This window comes from Burkholderia cepacia ATCC 25416, from assembly GCF_001411495.1.
GTDB classification, from domain to species: Bacteria; Pseudomonadota; Gammaproteobacteria; order Burkholderiales; family Burkholderiaceae; genus Burkholderia; species Burkholderia cepacia.
Genome location: NZ_CP012982.1, coordinates 2925791 through 2943161 on the forward strand (window position 1 = coordinate 2925791; position 17371 = coordinate 2943161).

The 17371-nt window shown below is 68.5% G+C and carries 11 protein-coding genes; 7 read left to right on the top strand and 4 right to left on the bottom strand.

Annotation, left to right across the window (positions count from 1 at the left end; translation table 11 throughout):
- The first annotated feature begins 274 nt into the window (after nt 1–274).
- Together APZ15_RS30315 and APZ15_RS30320 are read left to right on the top strand one after the other, a co-directional pair.
- Nucleotides 275–1528, top strand: coding sequence for a multidrug effflux MFS transporter (locus tag APZ15_RS30315; RefSeq protein WP_027791858.1), 1254 nt, complete (start codon nt 275–277; stop codon nt 1526–1528).
- Between the two features lie 21 nt (nt 1529–1549).
- Nucleotides 1550–2071 (top strand): GNAT family N-acetyltransferase, encoded by a 522-nt coding sequence (locus APZ15_RS30320; RefSeq protein ID WP_027791857.1) that lies wholly within the window; start codon nt 1550–1552, stop codon nt 2069–2071.
- Nucleotides 2072–2123: 52 nt separating this feature from the next.
- On the opposite strand, the gene APZ15_RS30325 is transcribed toward APZ15_RS30320, so the two are convergent.
- Together APZ15_RS30325 and APZ15_RS41900 are read right to left on the bottom strand one after the other, a co-directional pair.
- On the bottom strand, nt 2124–2816 hold the full coding sequence (locus APZ15_RS30325) for a hypothetical protein (protein ID WP_027791856.1): 693 nt from the start codon (nt 2814–2816) through the stop codon (nt 2124–2126).
- A gap of 208 nt (nt 2817–3024) precedes the next feature.
- The gene (locus tag APZ15_RS41900) at nt 3025–3342 is read right to left on the bottom strand and encodes a hypothetical protein (protein WP_134255110.1); all 318 of its coding nucleotides are present in this window, start codon (nt 3340–3342) and stop codon (nt 3025–3027) included.
- Between APZ15_RS41900 and APZ15_RS30330 the strand changes: the two genes are divergently transcribed.
- Entirely contained in the window at nt 3341–4534 is a 1194-nt protein-coding gene (locus tag APZ15_RS30330) for a TPM domain-containing protein (protein ID WP_158605827.1), read from the top strand. The genes APZ15_RS41900 and APZ15_RS30330 overlap by 2 nt on opposite strands.
- Nucleotides 4535–4615: 81 nt before the next feature.
- Entirely contained in the window at nt 4616–5248 is a 633-nt protein-coding gene (locus tag APZ15_RS30335; RefSeq protein ID WP_088611417.1) for a LemA family protein, read from the top strand.
- 41 nt (nt 5249–5289) lie between these two features.
- Here APZ15_RS30335 and pbpC read toward each other — a convergent pair whose 3' ends face one another.
- Together pbpC and APZ15_RS30345 are read right to left on the bottom strand one after the other, a co-directional pair.
- On the bottom strand, nt 5290–7545 hold the full coding sequence (gene pbpC / locus APZ15_RS30340) for a penicillin-binding protein 1C (RefSeq protein WP_027791854.1): 2256 nt from the start codon (nt 7543–7545) through the stop codon (nt 5290–5292).
- 10 nt (nt 7546–7555) lie between these two features.
- Nucleotides 7556–13612 (bottom strand): alpha-2-macroglobulin family protein, encoded by a 6057-nt coding sequence (locus tag APZ15_RS30345; RefSeq protein ID WP_027791853.1) that lies wholly within the window; start codon nt 13610–13612, stop codon nt 7556–7558.
- Between the two features lie 310 nt (nt 13613–13922).
- Between APZ15_RS30345 and APZ15_RS30350 the strand changes: the two genes are divergently transcribed.
- From APZ15_RS30350 to APZ15_RS30360, 3 genes are read left to right on the top strand one after another with little or no spacing between them, the layout of a single operon-like run.
- Nucleotides 13923–14429: a sugar dehydrogenase complex small subunit gene (locus APZ15_RS30350; RefSeq protein WP_027791852.1), complete on the top strand. Its 507-nt coding sequence runs from the start codon at nt 13923–13925 to the stop codon at nt 14427–14429.
- On the top strand, nt 14429–16048 hold the full coding sequence (locus APZ15_RS30355; protein WP_027791851.1) for a GMC family oxidoreductase: 1620 nt from the start codon (nt 14429–14431) through the stop codon (nt 16046–16048). Before APZ15_RS30350 ends, APZ15_RS30355 begins: the two co-directional genes overlap by 1 nt.
- A gap of 2 nt (nt 16049–16050) precedes the next feature.
- Nucleotides 16051–17328, top strand: a complete 1278-nt coding sequence (locus tag APZ15_RS30360; RefSeq protein WP_027791850.1) for a cytochrome c — start codon at nt 16051–16053, stop codon at nt 17326–17328.
- Nucleotides 17329–17371 lie beyond the last annotated feature (43 nt).

A 17371-nucleotide genomic window follows, 5' to 3' on the forward strand; every position in this document is an offset into this window, starting at 1 on the left:
TCCGGGCCGCGCGCGATCGGTGTCGCCGGGGACGCTCGAGGTACCGGCCCAAGTCAGGATTCAAGCGGCCGAAGCGGCCGGAAGCGTCTGCTGCAATGCCCGTAGCGGATTTCCGGGTATGCCGCAATCGGCATTCAACCTCGTCCGTGCCAGGGGAATCCGGCGGCATGACGCGACAACAGGCACAATACGGCATTCGACATGACGCACGGGTGTTCGCGGTTCGAACATCGCACGACCGCGTCACCGCTGTCCGACATCCTCCCCAGTCGTCATGAACGCCACGCTCACTCCCGCGCGCGAGTCGAACTCGCCGCGTTTCCTGTTGTTCCTGATCTGCCTGTTCGCGTCCGCGGGCCAGCTCGCAATCGACATCTACGTGCCTGCGCTGCCCGACATGGCACGGTCGTTCGCGACCACGCCGCAGGCGATCCAGTCGAGCGTGTCCGGCTACATGGCCGCCTACGCGCTCGGCCAGCTCATCTTCGGGCCGGTCGCCGACGCATACGGGCGCAAGCGCGTGCTGGCGTTCGGGCTCGTGATCTACACAATCGGCTGTCTGCTGTCGCTCGGCGCGCAGAACCTGGAGACGTTCGTGCTGGCGCGCTGCCTGCAGGGTTTCGGGATCGCGACCACCAACCTGCTCGCGAAGGCGATCATCACCGATTCGTTCTCCGGCCAGGCGCTGATGCACGCGTTCACGTACATGTCGATCGCGTGGGGGCTCGCGCCGATCATCGCGCCGGTGATCGGCGCGCACCTGCAGGAATGGTTCGGCTGGCGCGCGTGCCTCGTGTTCCTGCTGGTGTACTCGCTGGTGATGTGGGCGTTGCTGTGGCGATACCGCGAAACCTTGCCGAAGCCGGTGCATCTCGAGCCGCGCACGCTGATGACGAACGCGGGCAAGGTGCTGGCGAGCCCGGTGTTCCAGAGCTGCTTCCTCGCACAGGGGCTGTGCTACAGCATCCTGCTGGTGTTCAACATCGTCGGGCCGTTCATGGTGCAGACCACGCTGCACAAGCCGCCGACCTTCTTCGGTTATCTCGCGCTCGGCATCGGGCTCATGTATTTCCTCGGCGGGCTGTCGAACCGCATTCACGGGCGCGGGCTGCCGAGTGCCGAGCAACGGCTGCGTATCGGCGCGCGCGTGATGGCGGGGGCGTCGGTCGCGATGCTGGTGCTGGCGCTGACCGTCGGGCTGCGCGTGTGGACGCTCGCGACGCCGGTGCTCGTGATGGGTTTCTGCGCGGGCGCGATGTACCCGACGCTGATGGCCAAGGGCAATTCGCTCTTTCCGCATATCGCCGGCCTGACGAGCGCGATCCTCGGATGCGCGCTGCTGCTCGTGTCGTCCGCGATGATGGGGCTGGCCGGTTTCGTGTCGATCCATGTCCTGACGCCGCTCGCGGTCTTCTTCGTCGCGCTGTCCTGCATCGTCGTGTGGATGGTCACCAAACTGCTGCGGTACCTGTCGCAGCAGCAGGCCGAGGCCGCGCCCGTCGCGTGCGGGCGTGGGGAGGCCGCGTAAATGCCGCCTGTCGACCGCCCCATGAATCCGATCCTGCTGAACCGCGTCGCCCGAACCGACGCCGCCGACCTGATCGCCGCCAATCGCGCGAGCCGGAGCCATCATCTGCCGTGGGTCGACTCGTTCACCGATCAGGCGGGATTCGACCAGTGGTTCGGCCGCTGCCTGACGGGGCCGAACGTCGGATTCGTCGCGCGCGAGCGCACGTCCGGGGCGGTGGTCGGCGTGGTGAACCTCAACGAGATCGTCGGCGGCGTGTTCCAGAGCGCGTATCTCGGGTACTACGGGATGGTGGCGTTCAGCCGCAAGGGGCTGATGACCGACGCCATGCGCGCGGCGATCGGTGTCGCGTTCGGCGAACTCGGGCTGCATCGGCTCGAAGCGAACATCCAGCCGGGCAACCATGCGTCGATTGCGCTGGTTCGGCGGCTCGGCTTCACGAAAGAGGGATTTTCTCCGCGCTATCTGCGTATCGGCGGCGCATGGCGCGACCACGAACGGTGGGCGCTGCTGGCCGACGACGCGCCCGAAGCGCGCGCCTGACGCGCGATACCAGGCAATAACGGGCGACTTTCTTCCCGCCGCCGGCCGCTTGTCAAAGCGGATGCGTCGCGCCGGCCTGCGTGAGCAGCGAAACCGCAGCCGGATCCGGCATCCCGTTCGCGTCGATCGCGCCGGCTTTCGCGAGCGCGACGAGATCGCTGTCGACACCCGGTTGCCCGACCGTGAACGACGTGGTCAGGAACGCCGGCGCCGTGAGCGTGACCGAATAGCGCTGCTGCAGGTTCGTCACCACGGCCGATTGCGCGGCCTGTACGGTGTTCGCGCTGTTCATCGCCTGCTGGTAGCGCGGATTGCCCTGGAAATTGCCGATCAATGCGGCGGTGTTCGTGCCGAGCTGGGCGGCGAGATAGACCATCATCAGTTCGGTCTCGGGCGTCGTATTGAACGTGCCGCCCGCGTACGCGAGCGAATGCAGGCTCGTGCCGCCCGACGTCACGGTGACGACGCACGGCAGCGCGGCATTGACCGTCACGCGGTAGTTGCCGCCGCCGTCCGTCAGCGTCGTCGCCGAGCCCGTCACGCAGCTGACCGTCACCTGCGCGCTCGCGAGCGCGTCGCCCGTCGCGGCCGTGCCCGACAGCGCGACGGTTTGCGTGTTGTTGTTGTTGAAGCAGACATCCACGCCGAAGCAGGCATCGCCGTTGCACGCCTGAAGCGCTGCGAGGGTGGCGAGGCAGAGCGTGCCCAGCGCGGGGCGGATGAAACGCCTGGGGTGCAGGTTCATGGTCGCTGGCCTTGAGGAGAGTGGGGCAACCGGCAGGCGCCGACGGTGCGGCGCCGTTCACATTCTATGTCCCGAAGCGGGGCACTGCTTGCCCGTTTCGGTCGTCTGGCCGGCCTGCGGCTGGACGCGGCCTGGCGACGAGCGCGTCGTGCAGCGGCACGCTGGAATGACGAGATCCGGAAGTCGGCCGGAAACCTTTCAGTTCCTTTCACAATTGGTTATGCTGCGGGACGATTAAAAACGACGAGAGAACGTGCCGTTCCCGATGGAGCCGGCGCGCCGTTTCCGACATGAATTCGAAACGACAGACGGGCCGGCCGTGCGCGCCGGGCGGCGAAGGCGATCCGGCATCGCGGGCAGGCACGGCCCGAACCGGCATTCGGCACCCACGCGGCACCAGGGGCGTGACCGGCAGGTCCGGCTTCCGGAAGGCCGCTGCCTTGCTCGCGGGCGCGATCTTGCTGTTCGGCGGCACGGCCATCGCGGCGCCGGCCGAAGATGACAGCGTCGCCGTCGCGGCGTCCATGGCCGCCACGCTTTCCACCCCGACCCGGTCGGCCTGCACACACGTGGCCGCCGCCGCAGCCTATCCGGTCGCCCCGAAGCCGGAAGCCGCACCGCCGTTGAAAGGCCGCGTGACGGACACGACGGGCGTGCTGAGCGCGGCCTGCGCCTCCGAGCTGACCGACCGCCTCGCCGCGCTCGAACAACGGCTCGGCGTACAGGTCGCGATCCTGCTGGTCGGGTCGACCGGACAATCGACGATCGAACAGTTTGCGACCACCGTGTTCGACCAATGGAAACTCGGCAAGGCCGAGGTCAACAACGGCCTGCTGCTCGTCGCCGCGCTCAACGACCATACCGTGCGGATCGAAGTCGGCTACGGGCTCGAAGGCACGATTCCGGACATCGTCGCGGGCCGGATCATTCGCGAGCGGATCGTGCCGGCATTCCGCGAGAACCGCATTGAAGCCGGCATCAGCGATGCGCTGGACGCGCTGACGCACGAAATGATGCCGGCCGACGTCGCCGCGCCGGAGCAGCCCACACCCGCCACGGCGCTCGACGGGCGCGACGAAGCATACGAAACGGCCGCGGCGACCGTGACGGGTGCCGCGAACCCGCCGCCCCGCGACGCGCGAGCCGGCGGCGAAAAATACCAGTCGAACGGCCTGCCCGAGCGGAAACGCCCGAACACGGGCGGCGTGCGGTTCTGGTTCCTGCTCGGGGTTGCCAACGTCGTGCTCGGCGTGGTCGCGCAGTGGCGCAAGCTGCGCCGCGGGGTGGCGCTCCTGGCCGCCTGGCTCGTGGCGGCCGTCGTGCCGGTCGTGATGCTGCCGGTCGGCGCGATCTTCAACGGCAATCTCGAAGCCATGCTGGGCGCCGCGGCGTTCGTTCCGGCGGCCGCCGGTGTCGGGCCGTGCCTGCTCGGCATCAACCTGTTCCTGTCGGCGCGCGTGCGCAAAATCACCGCGATCGTGGGCGGGACGCTGTTCATGATCGTCGCGATCGGGCGCGAAATGGACTATTCGGTCGGGGAAGTGCTGTCCGGCATCTTCGGCGTGCTGTGCGTACTCGCCGTGATCTGGGCGAAGCTGACGGGCAGCGGCTCGTCTTCGTCGTCATCCTCGTCCGGCTCCCGGTCGCAATCGGGTTCCGATTCGTTCCGCGGCGGCGGCGGGTCGAGCGGCGGTGGCGGCGCATCGGGCCGCTGGTAGCGTCCATGCGCAGCCTGCCTGCGCGCCTGATTCCTTTCACCTGCCGCTCCACCCGGAGCGTTCAACCGGAAACAACCCATGATGAAATGGTTTCGAATCCTGCTCGTGTGCTGCGTGCTGACCCCGCTCTCGGGGTGCGGCTACAACGCGATCCAGTCGTCCGACGAGGACATCAATGCCGCATGGTCCGAAGTGCTGAACCAGTATCAGCGCCGCGCCGACCTCGTGCCGAATCTCGCCGCGTCGGTGAAGGGCTACGCGTCGCACGAGGCGCGCGTGCTGACCGAGGTGGCATCGGCCCGTGCGCGCGTGGGCAGCGTGCAGATGACGCCGGAGATGGCGAAGGACCCGGCCGCGCTCGCGGCGTTCGACCAGCGGCAGGGCGAGCTGTCCGGGGCGCTGAGCCGGCTGATGGTGGTGTCCGAGCGCTATCCGGAGCTGAAGGCGAACGAAGCGTTCCGCGACCTGCAGACCCAGCTCGAAGGCACGGAAAACCGCATCGCGGTCGCGCGCGGCCGCTACATCAAGACGGTGCAGCACTACAACGTGCAGATCCGCCAGTTCCCGGGCGTCGTGATCGCGAAGATCTTCGGCTACCAGCCGCGCCCGAATTTCAGCGTCGCGAACGAAGCGGCGATTTCAACCGCGCCGGCACTCGATTTCTCCGCGCAGTCGCAGCCGCAACCGGCGAAGGCAAACACGGCCGGCGAGTAAGGCCGGAGCGTCAGGTCGAAACGTCCGACCGAAGCGCGCATTCAGGGCTTGCGCGCGGCCGCCTTCGCGAACGCGCCGCGCACCTCGAAGCCGATCGCGTCGGCAACATTGCCGCGCGCATCGACGAGTTCGAGCCGGTGCCGGCCCGGCCACGGCATCCACGCGATGCGGTCGGCATGCCCGATCACCTTGTCGTCGAGCCGCCACGCGAACTTCGCGGCGTGCCCGGCCGAGCGCTCGAACCAGATCCGCTGATTCTTCGGCGGAATGTCCGGGTCGATCGCGAAGATCGTGCCGTCGGTCGGCGTGCCGATCGTCAGCGGCGCACGCGCGCCGTCCTTGCCCGGCGTGACGGGCGCGGCGAGCCGGATCGTGTCGACCGCCGTGCCCGCGACGAACCACTCGTTGCGTGACGGTTCGATGTCGCGCTCGAAGGTGATGCGGCGCGTCTCGACGCCGGCCGGCGCACGCGGCGCGCGGCTCGGCACGTCGCGGTGCAGGTAGCCGACGACGGCCGACCACACCGGCGATGCGCCCGTGACACCCGACACGTCCCACATCGGCGAGCCGTCCGCATTGCCGACCCACACGCCGACCGTATAGCGCGACGTGAATCCGACGGTCCAGTTGTCGCGCATGTCCTTGCTCGTGCCGGTCTTGACTGCCGAGAAGAAGCGCGTCGCGAGCGGATTGTCGAAGCCGAACGTGCGTACGCGCGCGTTGTTGTCGGAGAGGATGTCGGTCACGACGAAGCTGGCCGCCTCGCTGAACACGCGCGTACCGTCGGCCGCGCGGGCGGGCGAGGCTGCGGATGCGCCGGATGCCGGTGCCGGCGCCGGCGCCGGCGCCGGCCGGTCGACGACCTGGCGGGCGACGCCGCCGTTCGCGAGCGCGCGGTACGCGTTGGTCAGCGACAGCAGCGTGACGTCCGCACTGCCGAGCGCGAGGCTGAAGCCGTAGTAGTCGCCTTCCTGCGCGAGCGGCAGGCCGAGCGCGGTCAGCGTGCGCGCGAAGCGGTGCGGCGTGACGAGCACGAGCGTGCGCACGGCCGGCACGTTCAACGAGCCGCCGAGCGCGCTGCGCACGCTCACCCAGCCCTTGAAATCCTTGTCGTAGTTCTGCGGGATGTACAGGCCGCCGCCGGCGGCGAGGTTGATCGGCGCGTCGTCGAGCAGCGACGCGGCCGTCAGCCGTTTCTCGTCGATCGCCTGCGCGTACAGGAACGGCTTGAGCGTCGAGCCGGCCTGGCGCGGCGCGAGCACGGCGTCGACGTCGCGCGCGCTCGACAGCGCGCCGGACGACCCGACCCATGCACGAATCTCGCCGGTCGCGTTGTCGATCACGACGACCGCACCGTCCTGCACGTTGCGCCGGTGCGCGGGCGCGTTGAGTTCGGTCAGCGCGCGCATCAGCGTGTCGCGCGCGAAGCGCTGCAGCGGCGCGTCGAGCGTCGTGCGCACCTGCGCGCCGGCCGCCGGCCGGACCTCGGCCGCGATGCGTCGCGCGAAGTGCGGGGCGAGGGCGGCGCCGTCGTCGCGCGCGGCGCTGGCCGGCCGCGCGGTGACCAGCTGCACGTAGCCGTCGAGCGAAGCGCAGGCCGGCTCCGCGTGCATGTCGCGCAGGATCCGGCACGCGCGCTCGGCGACCTTCGCGGGCGTGGCGTTGGGCGCACGCACGAGCGCGGCCGCGATCGCGGCTTCGCGTGCGTCGAGGCCCGACGGTGCCTTGCCGAACAGCACCTGAGACAGCGCGGCGAGGCCGATCGTCTCGCCGCGGAACGGCACGAGGTTCAGGTATGCCTCGAGCACTTGGTCCTTGCGCCAGCCGCGTTCGAGCAGCAGCGCGTTGACGGCCTGCGAGGCCTTCTGCGGCAGCGAGCGCTGGCCCGACCGGCGCGGCGAATCGCTGAGCAGCCCGGCGAGCTGCATCGTGACGGTCGATGCGCCGCGCGTGCGTTCGTTCCACAGGTTGCCCCACGCGGCGCCGGCGATGCCGCGCCAGTCGACGCCGCTGTGTTCGTAAAAGCGCTTGTCTTCCGATACGACGATCGCCTCGCGAAACGCGGGCGACACGTCCGCGAGCGACACCCAGTCGCCGCGCCGTTCGGTGAGGTCGACGCGCGTGCGCTGCAGCGGCGTGCCGTCGCGCGCGAGCAGCACCCAGTCGGAGCTGCGCCAGTTGCGGCGCACTTCGTCGTAGCCCGGCAGCGCATGCGCGACGAGCGGCGCGGCCAGCACGACGGCGACGAATACGCGGCCGGCGAAACGCGCCGGCCGCGGCAATACCTGATCGATCATCGCGTACTCGTTACTTGCCCGCGTCGGCCGGCTTCACGGTCATCGGCGGGTTCGGCCACAGGCCGTACACGGACGGCGCGTACAGCGCCTCGACACGCGTCGGCGGCAGCCCGAACGTGCCGACGTTGTTCAGCCGCACCGTGTACTCGACCGAGAATTTGCCCTTCGGCAGATAGTCGTAGTACGCACGGTAGCCGTCGAAGTCGCGCTCGATGAACGCCGGCCAGGCGCCGTCCGGCGTCTTCTCGCCCTGCGTCGCGGCTTCGGAGTCGCGGCCGAGGCCCGAACCGAGGATCGTCGAACCGGCCGGAACCGGATCGTTGACGACGACCCACGTCATGTCGCTCTGCGCGTCGATGTCGAGATGCACGCGCACGACGTCGCCGCGCGTCAGCACGCCCTTGACGGCGGGCGACACGGGCGTGACGGTCTTCGTGATCCGGTAGCCGGCCGCGAACGGCGAACGCAGCGGCACGGCCGCGAGGCTTTCGATCGTGGCCCACGGGCGGCCGGTGCCGTCTTGCGTGACGGACAGCGTGGCCGGTGCCTGCGACGCGCGCGGCCACGGCAGCATCACGCTGCGGGCCGCGGCGGCGCGGGTGGCCGGGGTGGCTGGGGTGGTCGATGCAGCCGGGTCGGCGGGCGCGGGCGCCGGCGCCTGCGACCACGAGATCGTGCGCTCGTCGCCGCCGAGCGCGACCTTCGTCGCGCCGGCAACCGGCGTGCTCTCGTAAGTGCGCGAGAAGCGCTCGACCGCGAGCAGGCCGAGCGCGTTCGACGTGGTCGTCTGCCATGCGCCCTGGCGCTGCAGGGCGAGCAGGCCGGCCGTCACGCGCGGCATCTCGTCCTTCCACGCCGGATCGCCGGCGAATTCCAGCGCGAGGCGGGCCGCGTTGGTCTCGTTGCTGGTCATCAGCCACCACAGGTCGTCGTCGCGCGCGGTCGAGAACACGAGCTGCGTGCCCTGGTACGTGAGGCGTGCCCGCAGGATCTGCTCGACCTGCGCGCGTTTCTCGTCGCGTTGCGGGATGTCCTTCACGCGCGTGAGGATCGCGTGATAGTCGATCACCGCCGACGTCGGCCACTGGTTCGGCGCGATCTCGATCGAGCCGAGCATGCGGCCCTGCGCGGCGCCGTAGCGCGATAGCGCTTCGATCGCGGCGAGCTTGCGGAGGTCGCGATCCTGGCGCGGCGCCCACGTGTTGCGCTCGAGGCGGCCGTCGACGAAGCGCGCGAGCCCGGCTTCGAGCTGCGTGCGAAGGTCTTCCGGCAGCGCGAAGCGCGGGTCGAGACGGCTCGCCTCGTCGGACACCACGAGCAGGTACGACGACAGCGTCGCGCTGCCGGCGTGCGAATCGTCGGACGACGGCGGGAAGTAGCTCGCGAGCCCGTCGCTGTCGAGATAGACGGGCATGCGGGCGATCAGCGCCTGCCATTGCGCGGGATCGCGCAGGCCGATCGCGCGCGACGTCTGCTGTTCGAGGCAGCGGTACGGATAGCGCTCGAACCAGCGCTTCACGCCGGGCAGTCCGTCGGCGAGTTTCGACTGCAGCGACACGGCGATGCCGCCGCGCGGCAAGCCTTGCGCGTTGTTCGCGGCGCCGGCCGGGGAGGCCACCGGCACCGTCAGCGTGCCGTCGACCTGCGCGAGCGTCGCCTGCTGTACCGTGACCGGCAGCGCGGGCACGACCTTCTGCGCGACCGCCAGCGCGTCGGACGCGCGCTTGCCGCCTTGTTCGGCCGCTTCGATGCGCCAGTTCAGCGCACCGGCCGCGTCGAGCGCCTGCTCGGGCACGGTGATCGTCCATGCGACTTCGGTTGCCGTATTGGCCGCCAGCGACACGGTTTGCGGTGCGACATCGAGGCCCGTCACGCGCGGCGACACGACGACCTGCATCGCGCGGTCGGTCGTGTTGCGCAGCGTGACCTGCGCGCGGAACGCGTCGCCTTCGCGCACGAGCGGCGGCAGGCCGGAGATCAGCTGCAGATCCTGCGTACTGCGGATCGACGTGCTGCCGGTGCCGAAGCGGTCGGGGCCGACCGCCGCGATCGCGACGATCCGGAAGCGCGTGAGCGCGTCGTTCAGCGGCACCTCGACGGTCGCGCTGCCGTTGGCGTCCAGCGTCACGCGCGGATTCCACAGCAGCAGCGTGTCGAACAGCTCGCGCGTCGGCGCGCTGCCGCCGCCGCCGCCGGCCGGCACGGCCTTGCGGCCGAAGTGGCGGCGGCCGACGATTTCCATCTGCGCGGTGGCCGTCTCGACGCCGTACGCGCGTCGCCGCAGCATCGCGTCGAGCAGGTCCCAGCTGTTGTTCGGCATCAGTTCGAGCAGCGCCTCGTCGACGGCCGCGACCGCGATCTGCGTGCCGGCCGGCGCGGGCTGGCCGTTCGGCAGCGTGACCTTCACGTGCGCCTGCGCCTTGCTGCGCACGGTGTAGCGCGTCGCGTCGGTCGTCACGGACACGCCGAGACGGTGCACGCCGGTGCCGACCTTTATCTCGCCGAGGCCATAGCGGAACGCGGGTTTCGACAGGTCGACGAACGCGGTCGGCGCTTCATAGTGACGGCCCTCGCGCCAGAATGCGCGTGCCCATTCGACCGGTGCCTTCCAGCCCCACGTGAAGAACGAGTACCACGGCACCTCGCGAATCCGGCCGCGCAGCGCGAGCACCGACACATAGACGTTCGGCCCCCACGTGTCGCCGACCTTCAGGTCGACCGTCGGGTTCTTGCCGTTCAGTTCGACGATGTGCGTTTCCATCACGCCGCCGCGTTCGACCGCCACCAGCGCGGTCGCGTAGCGGAACGGCATGCGCACCTGGAAGCGGGCGGTTTCGCCCGGTTCGTACGAGGTTTTCTCGGGGATCACGTCGATCCGGTCGGTGTTGTCGCCGCCGAACCAGAGTTCGTCTTCGCGCGTGACCCATACCGAGGTCGACGCGTTCGACGTGCGGCCGTCGCCGTCCTTGGCCACCGCGATCAGCTGCACGTTGCCGGCCTGTTCGAGCGTCGCGTCGCAGGCCATGCGGCCCTTGTCGTCGGTCTTGCCCGAGCACAGCACGCCGAGGTCGCGGGTGTCGCTCTTGTTGTCGTACGCATAGAAGCCGCCGACCATCCGCTTGCGCGACGACGTCGTGATGCGCGCGACGCCCTTGATCTCGATCGGCACGGACGCACGCGGCTTGCCTTGCAGGTCGACCGCCAGCGCCTGCACGGGCACGCGCTGGCCGACCGAGACCCAGCGGCCCGCCTTGATGCCGGCCACCACCGCGGCCGGCCACAGGATCGTGTCGCCGCGAATCGTCTGCACTTCGCCGTTCGGGTCCGCGAACGTCGCTTCGAGCGCGATGCGCTTCGGTGCGTCGACGTCGGGCAGGCCCTTCAGCGTGACCGAGCCCGCACCGTTGCGGTCGAGCGTCAGCGGCAGCTTGTCGGCGATCAGCTTCGTCGCGTCGGGATCGTTGTTCGACGACGACGCGTTGTCGCCGTCCTGCGAATCGTCGTCGGCATTGCCGTCGCTCGTGTCGGGGCGATACGGCGTGAAGCTGAAATCCTCGAAGCGATCGACGAACGGCGGCGATGCCCACTTCATCAGCGCCGACACCTGCACGGGCAGGTTCGATGCGCCACCGCCCGACACGTAGTCGATCTGCACCGCGAGCGGCGCCTCCTTTACGGCGACGAGCGGGCTCTTCTGCGCGTCGCGCGCGCCGATCGATCCCTTCAGCACCGGCAGGCGGAACGCCTCGACGCGGAAGCTGCCGCTGTAGTAGGTGGACGTGGGCGAGTCTTCCGGGCCGCCTTCGAGCTCGACGCTGTATTCACCGAGCTTCGCGGCGGCCGGCAGCGTGAACTGCGAGTCCGCGCTGTGGTCGGCCGTCCATGTGAGCGGCAGCTTGTAGGTCTGGCCCGTGCCGAGATGGCGGATCGTCACGCGCGTCGGGTATTGCGACGGGAACGCGAGGCTCTGCAGCGTCTCGGACCGGATGAAGTGCTTCATCGACACGGTTTCGCCCGCGCGCAGCAGCGTGCGGTCGAACACCGTATGCGCGCGCACGGTCCGTGCGCTGTCGGTATCGGTCGGCACGTTGAAGCGCCACGATTCGATCCCGCGGTTCCAGCCCGAGCTGACGAACGCCATGTCGGGGCCCGTCTTCGGATCGTTCACGCGGGCCGACACGAAGTAGTCGTCGAAGCGCTGCTCCGAGTCGGACGAGTTGCAAGCGCGCTTCGATTCGAACGCGCCGTCGATCTTCAGCAGCCCCTGCGCATCGGTCGTGCCGGATGCGATTTCGTCGCCGTTGCAGTCCGACACGCGGATCTGCGCGTTCGGCACGGGCTTGCCCTTGTCGAGCGTCGTGACCCACACGAGGTTGTTTTCGCGGCCCTGTTTCAGGTGCACGCCGAGGTTGGTGACGAGCACCGTGGTGCGCACGTACATGCTCGACGGCTTCGCGAGCAGCGAGCGGCCGAGCGCGGGCGACGCGAGTTCGAGCACGTAGAAGCCGGGCTTGTCGATCGGCACGCCGACGACCTCGAACGGGCGCAGCGCCTTCGGGTCCGCCTTCGGCAGCGTCAGCGCCTGCACGCCGGGCTGGCCCTTGAGCAGGGTCAGCGAGCGCACGTCGATGCGGCGATCCTTCGGTGCGGGCGCCTTCTCGCCGGCTTCGCGCGGCACGTAGACGGGGTGCTGGCCCTTGCGTTCGAGCAGGCCGGGAATCTGGCTGTCGATCGAGCCGGCCGTCATCGACCAGTTGTCGAAGCGGTCGACGGTGCGCATCCACTGACGAATCGCGGTGTCGTCGTCGACCTTCAGGTTCGAGAACTGCGCGCCCTGGGTGTTGAGGCCGTCGATATGCAGGTCGGCTTCGACGTTGCGCAGCGTGACGGGCACGAGCGCGGGCGTATCGGGTTCGGCGAAGCGCTCGACGATCCCGAAGGTGCCCGACGAGAACTTCGCGAGCGGCGGCATCGGCGCGGTGCGCGTCGCGAGCGGGAACAGGTCGGCGTTCGACAGCGGTCGGTCGGTCACGTCGCGCAGGCCCGACGGCAATTCGACCGTCAGGCCGGCCTGCTCGGGCAGCGGCGGGTTGAACGTGACGGTGGTGACTTCCTCGCTCTTGTCGTCGGCCGCGAAGGTCGGCGACAGCGAACCGTCAGGGCCGCGCAGCTTGATCGCCTCGGCGTTCTTGCGCGAGATCGGCGCGTTGAACGACAGCGTGAGCGGGCGCAGCGGCGTGCAGGGCGCCTTCGCGTTCTCGCGCTCGCACGAGAAGCTCGCGGCGAACGGTGCGCGCACGGTGAAATCGAAGCGCCGTTCCGTTTCGTTCGGGATCCCGCTCGGGCTCGTGACGCCCTTGCCGTACACGAGCTGCATCTTCGCGCTCGCCGGCAGCGCCTGCGCGCACGACAGCGTCAGCACGCGCGCGGCATCCTTCTTCAGCCCGAAGTGATCGAGCAGCGCGTTGCGCGCATCGTCGTCGGCGGCCGTGACGGGAATGCGGTTGCCGATGCCGGCCGCTTCGCACCAGATGTTCGCGAGCGCCGAACGCGGTTCGGCCGGGCCGTTCAGCTTGAGCACGAATACCTGGTGTTCCTCGATCTCGCGCGAGCCGGGGCGGACGTTCACCGGGAACGGGCCGCCCGTCTGGAACGTGAAGCGGCGCGGGCCGCTGGCCGCATTGCCGGCGACCGAACGCAACGCGTCGTTGAGCGAGACCGAGCAGCGCACGCCGGGCGGCAGGTCGTTTTCGAAATCGTAAACCCAGGTCTTGTCGTCGAGCCAGTGACCCTGGCCGCGCGCGGCCGCGGAATCGTTGCAGGTGACGCGCGCGGGATTCGGCGCGGACGCCGAGCCGAACGCGACCATCGGTTCGTCGAACTTGACGACGCTCTGCCGGACTTCGGTGACGGTGCCTTGCGGCGAGACGCTCACCGTGCGGGCCGCGCCGGCATGCAGCGACAGTGCCGTGGCGCCGCCGAGCGCCGCGACGGCGCCAAGGCGCCAGAGCAGCCGGGTGGTGTGGTGGATGCGTTCCGTTTTGTTCTGTTTGTCGTGCTGCTTCATCGCTCGATCGCCCTCGGAGGGAAGCTTTCTGTTTGATTGCACGCGATTCTAACCGACCGACATGCGCCTGCATCGTCGCGCGCAGTCAGTGTGTCGCCGGTGTACGACATGGGTGCGTCGGCCGCAACTTTGTCGCGCCGACGATACAAAAAAGCAGCGAAATGTCGATTGTCTCGGATTGCGGAACATTTAATGGACTATAAAAAGATTGTTCGATCCGATTTGTGCGCGTACATTTCAGGTCCGCGCCAATGTTTGAGAAATATCAAGCGTGGTTTTCCCGAATCCGGTGTTCGAGAGAAAAGGAAACATGCACAACGACAACACTCCCCACTCGCGTCGCACTGGCGACGCAGCCGTAACAGGCATCACTCGGCGTCAATGGCTGCAGGGCGCACTGGCGCTGACGGCGGCGGGCCTCACGGGCTCGCTGGCGTTGCGGGCCCTCGCCGACGATCCCGGCACCGCGCCGCTCGATACGTTCATGACGCTCTCCGAAGCATTGACAGGCAAGAAGGGGCTGAGCCGCGTGCTCGGCCAGCGCTTCCTGCAGGCCTTGCAGAAGGGTTCGTTCAAGACCGCCGACAGCCTGCCGCAACTCGCCGGCGCACTCGCGTCCGGTTCGCTGAATCCCGATCAGGAAACACTCGCGCTGAAGATTCTTGAAGCGTGGTATCTCGGCATCGTCGACAACGTCGTGATTACCTACGAAGAAGCATTAATGTTCAGCGTCGTGTCCGATACGCTCGTGATCCCGTCGTATTGCCCCAACAAACCCGGCTTCTGGGCCGACAAACCGATCGAGAGGCAAGCCTGATGGCCGATACCGATACGCAAAAGGCCGACGTCGTCGTCGTCGGCTCGGGTGTCGCAGGCGCGATCGTCGCGCACCAGCTCGCGATGGCGGGCAAGTCCGTGATCCTGCTGGAAGCCGGCCCGCGCATGCCGCGCTGGGAAATCGTCGAGCGCTTCCGCAACCAGGTCGACAAGACCGACTTCATGGCCCCGTACCCGTCGAGCGCGTGGGCGCCGCATCCGGAATACGGCCCGCCGAACGACTACCTGATCCTGAAGGGCGAGCACAAGTTCAACTCGCAGTACATCCGTGCGGTGGGCGGCACGACGTGGCACTGGGCCGCGTCGGCGTGGCGCTTCATCCCAAACGACTTCAAGATGAAGACCGTGTACGGTGTCGGCCGCGACTGGCCGATCCAGTACGACGACATCGAGCATTGGTACCAGCGCGCCGAGGAGGAACTCGGCGTGTGGGGCCCGGGCCCCGAGGAAGACCTGTACTCGCCGCGCAAGGAGCCGTACCCGATGCCGCCGCTGCCGTTGTCGTTCAACGAGCAGACGATCAAGAGCGCGCTCAACGGCTATGACCCGAAGTTCCACGTGGTGACCGAGCCGGTCGCGCGCAACAGCCGCCCGTACGACGGCCGGCCCACTTGTTGCGGGAACAACAACTGCATGCCGATCTGCCCGATCGGCGCGATGTACAACGGCATCGTGCACGTCGAGAAGGCCGAGCAGGCCGGCGCGAAGCTGATCGACAGCGCGGTCGTCTACAAGCTCGAGACCGGGCCGGACAAGCGCATCACCGCCGCGGTCTACAAGGACAAGACGGGTGCCGACCATCGCGTCGAAGGCAAGTACTTCGTGATTGCCGCGAACGGCATCGAGACGCCGAAGATCCTGCTGATGTCCGCGAACCGCGATTTCCCGAACGGTGTCGCGAACAGCTCGGACATGGTCGGCCGCAACCTGATGGACCACCCTGGCACCGGCGTGTCGTTCTACGCGAACGAGAAGCTGTGGCCGGGCCGCGGCCCGCAGGAGATGACGTCGCTGATCGGCTTCCGCGACGGCCCGTTCCGCGCGACCGAAGCCGCGAAGAAGATCCACCTGTCGAACATGTCGCGCATCAACCAGGAGACGCAGAAGATCTTCAAGGCCGGCAAGCTGATGAAGCCCGAGGAGCTCGACGCGCAGATCCGCGATCGTTCCGCGCGCTACGTGCAGTTCGACTGCTTCCACGAAATCCTGCCGCAGCCCGAGAACCGCATCGTGCCGAGCAAGACGGCCACCGACGCGGTCGGCATCCCGCGCCCGGAGATCACCTATGCGATCGACGATTACGTGAAGCGCGGCGCCGTCCACACGCGCGAAGTCTACGCGACGGCCGCGAAGGTGCTGGGCGGCACCGAAGTCGTCTTCAACGACGAGTTCGCGCCGAACAACCACATCACGGGCGCGACGATCATGGGCGCGGATGCACGCGACTCGGTCGTCGACAAGGACTGCCGCACGTTTGACCATCCGAACCTGTTCATCTCGAGCAGCTCGACGATGCCGACCGTCGGTACGGTGAACGTGACGCTGACGATCGCGGCGCTTGCGCTGCGGATGTCGGACACGCTGAAGAAGGAAGTCTGACCGTGCGGAAATCTACTCTCACCTTCCTCCTCGCCGGCTGCCTCGCGCTGCCGGGCCTCGCACGCGCGGCCGATGCGGCCGATCCGGCGCTGGTCAAGCGCGGCGAATACCTCGCGGTCGCGGGCGACTGCATGGCCTGCCACACCGCGAAGGGCGGCAAGCCGTTCGCGGGCGGTCTCGGCATGCCGATCCCGATGCTCGGCAAGATCTATACGAGCAACATCACGCCCGATCCCGAGACGGGCATCGGCAACTGGTCGGCCGAGGACTTCGAGCGCGCGGTGCGCCACGGGGTGTCGAAGAACGGCGACAACCTGTATCCGGCGATGCCGTACGTGTCGTACGCGAAGATCAACGACGACGACGTGCAGGCGCTGTATGCGTACTTCATGCACGGCGTCGAGCCGGTCAAGCAGGCGCCGCCGAAGAACGAGATTCCTGCGCTGCTGAGCATGCGCTGGCCGCTGAAGATCTGGAACTGGCTGTTCCTGAAGGACGGCGCGTACGAGCCGAAACCGGCGCAGAGCGCCGAGTGGAACCGCGGCGCGTATCTCGTGCAGGGCCTCGCGCACTGCAGCACGTGCCACACGCCGCGCGGCATCGCGATGCAGGAGAAGTCGCTCGACGAGACGGGCGGCAGCTTCCTGTCGGGTTCGGTGCTGGCAGGCTGGGACGGCTACAACATCACGTCCGACCCGAACGCCGGGATCGGCGGCTGGACGCAGCAGCAGCTCGTCCAGTACCTGCGCACCGGCACCGTGCCGGGTCTCGCGCAGGCGGCCGGGCCGATGGCCGAGGCGATCGAGCACAGCTTCTCGAAGATGACCGAAGCCGACATCGGCGCGATCTCGACGTACATTCGCACGGTGCCGGCAGTTGCCAGCGGCGACGCGAAGCAGTCGCGCTCGTCGTGGGGCAAGCCGGCCGAGGACGGCCTGACGCTGCGCGGCGCCGCACTCGCGTCGTCGGGCATCGATCCGGCGCGGCTGTATCTCGGCAACTGCGCGACTTGCCACCAGATGCAGGGCAAGGGCACGCCGGACGGTTATTACCCGCCGCTGTTCCACAACTCGACGGTGGGCGCACCGAATCCGACCAACCTCGTGCAGGTGATCCTGAACGGCGTGCAGCGCAAGGCCGGCAGCGAGGACGTCGGGATGCCGGCGTTCCGCCACGAGCTGTCGGATGCGCAGATCGCCGCGCTGACGAACTACCTGACCGGGCAGTTCGGCAATCCGGCCGCGAAGGTGACCGAGCAGGACGTCGCGAAGCTGCGCTGATGCGGCGCGCGACGAAGCAGGGCGATAACTGACAAGAGGAGGA

Coding starts and splice junctions, on each gene's coding strand:
- APZ15_RS30315 (WP_027791858.1), top strand. CDS start 275: ATGAACGCCACGCTCACTCCCGCGCGCGAGTCGAACTCGCCGCGTTTC.
- APZ15_RS30320 (WP_027791857.1), top strand. CDS start 1,550: ATGAATCCGATCCTGCTGAACCGCGTCGCCCGAACCGACGCCGCCGAC.
- APZ15_RS30325 (WP_027791856.1), bottom strand. CDS start 2,816: ATGAACCTGCACCCCAGGCGTTTCATCCGCCCCGCGCTGGGCACGCTC.
- APZ15_RS30330 (WP_158605827.1), top strand. CDS start 3,341: ATGGCCGCCACGCTTTCCACCCCGACCCGGTCGGCCTGCACACACGTG.
- APZ15_RS41900 (WP_134255110.1), bottom strand. CDS start 3,342: ATGGACGCCGCGACGGCGACGCTGTCATCTTCGGCCGGCGCCGCGATG.
- APZ15_RS30335 (WP_088611417.1), top strand. CDS start 4,616: ATGAAATGGTTTCGAATCCTGCTCGTGTGCTGCGTGCTGACCCCGCTC.
- pbpC (WP_027791854.1), bottom strand. CDS start 7,545: ATGATCGATCAGGTATTGCCGCGGCCGGCGCGTTTCGCCGGCCGCGTA.
- APZ15_RS30345 (WP_027791853.1), bottom strand. CDS start 13,612: ATGAAGCAGCACGACAAACAGAACAAAACGGAACGCATCCACCACACC.
- APZ15_RS30350 (WP_027791852.1), top strand. CDS start 13,923: ATGCACAACGACAACACTCCCCACTCGCGTCGCACTGGCGACGCAGCC.
- APZ15_RS30355 (WP_027791851.1), top strand. CDS start 14,429: ATGGCCGATACCGATACGCAAAAGGCCGACGTCGTCGTCGTCGGCTCG.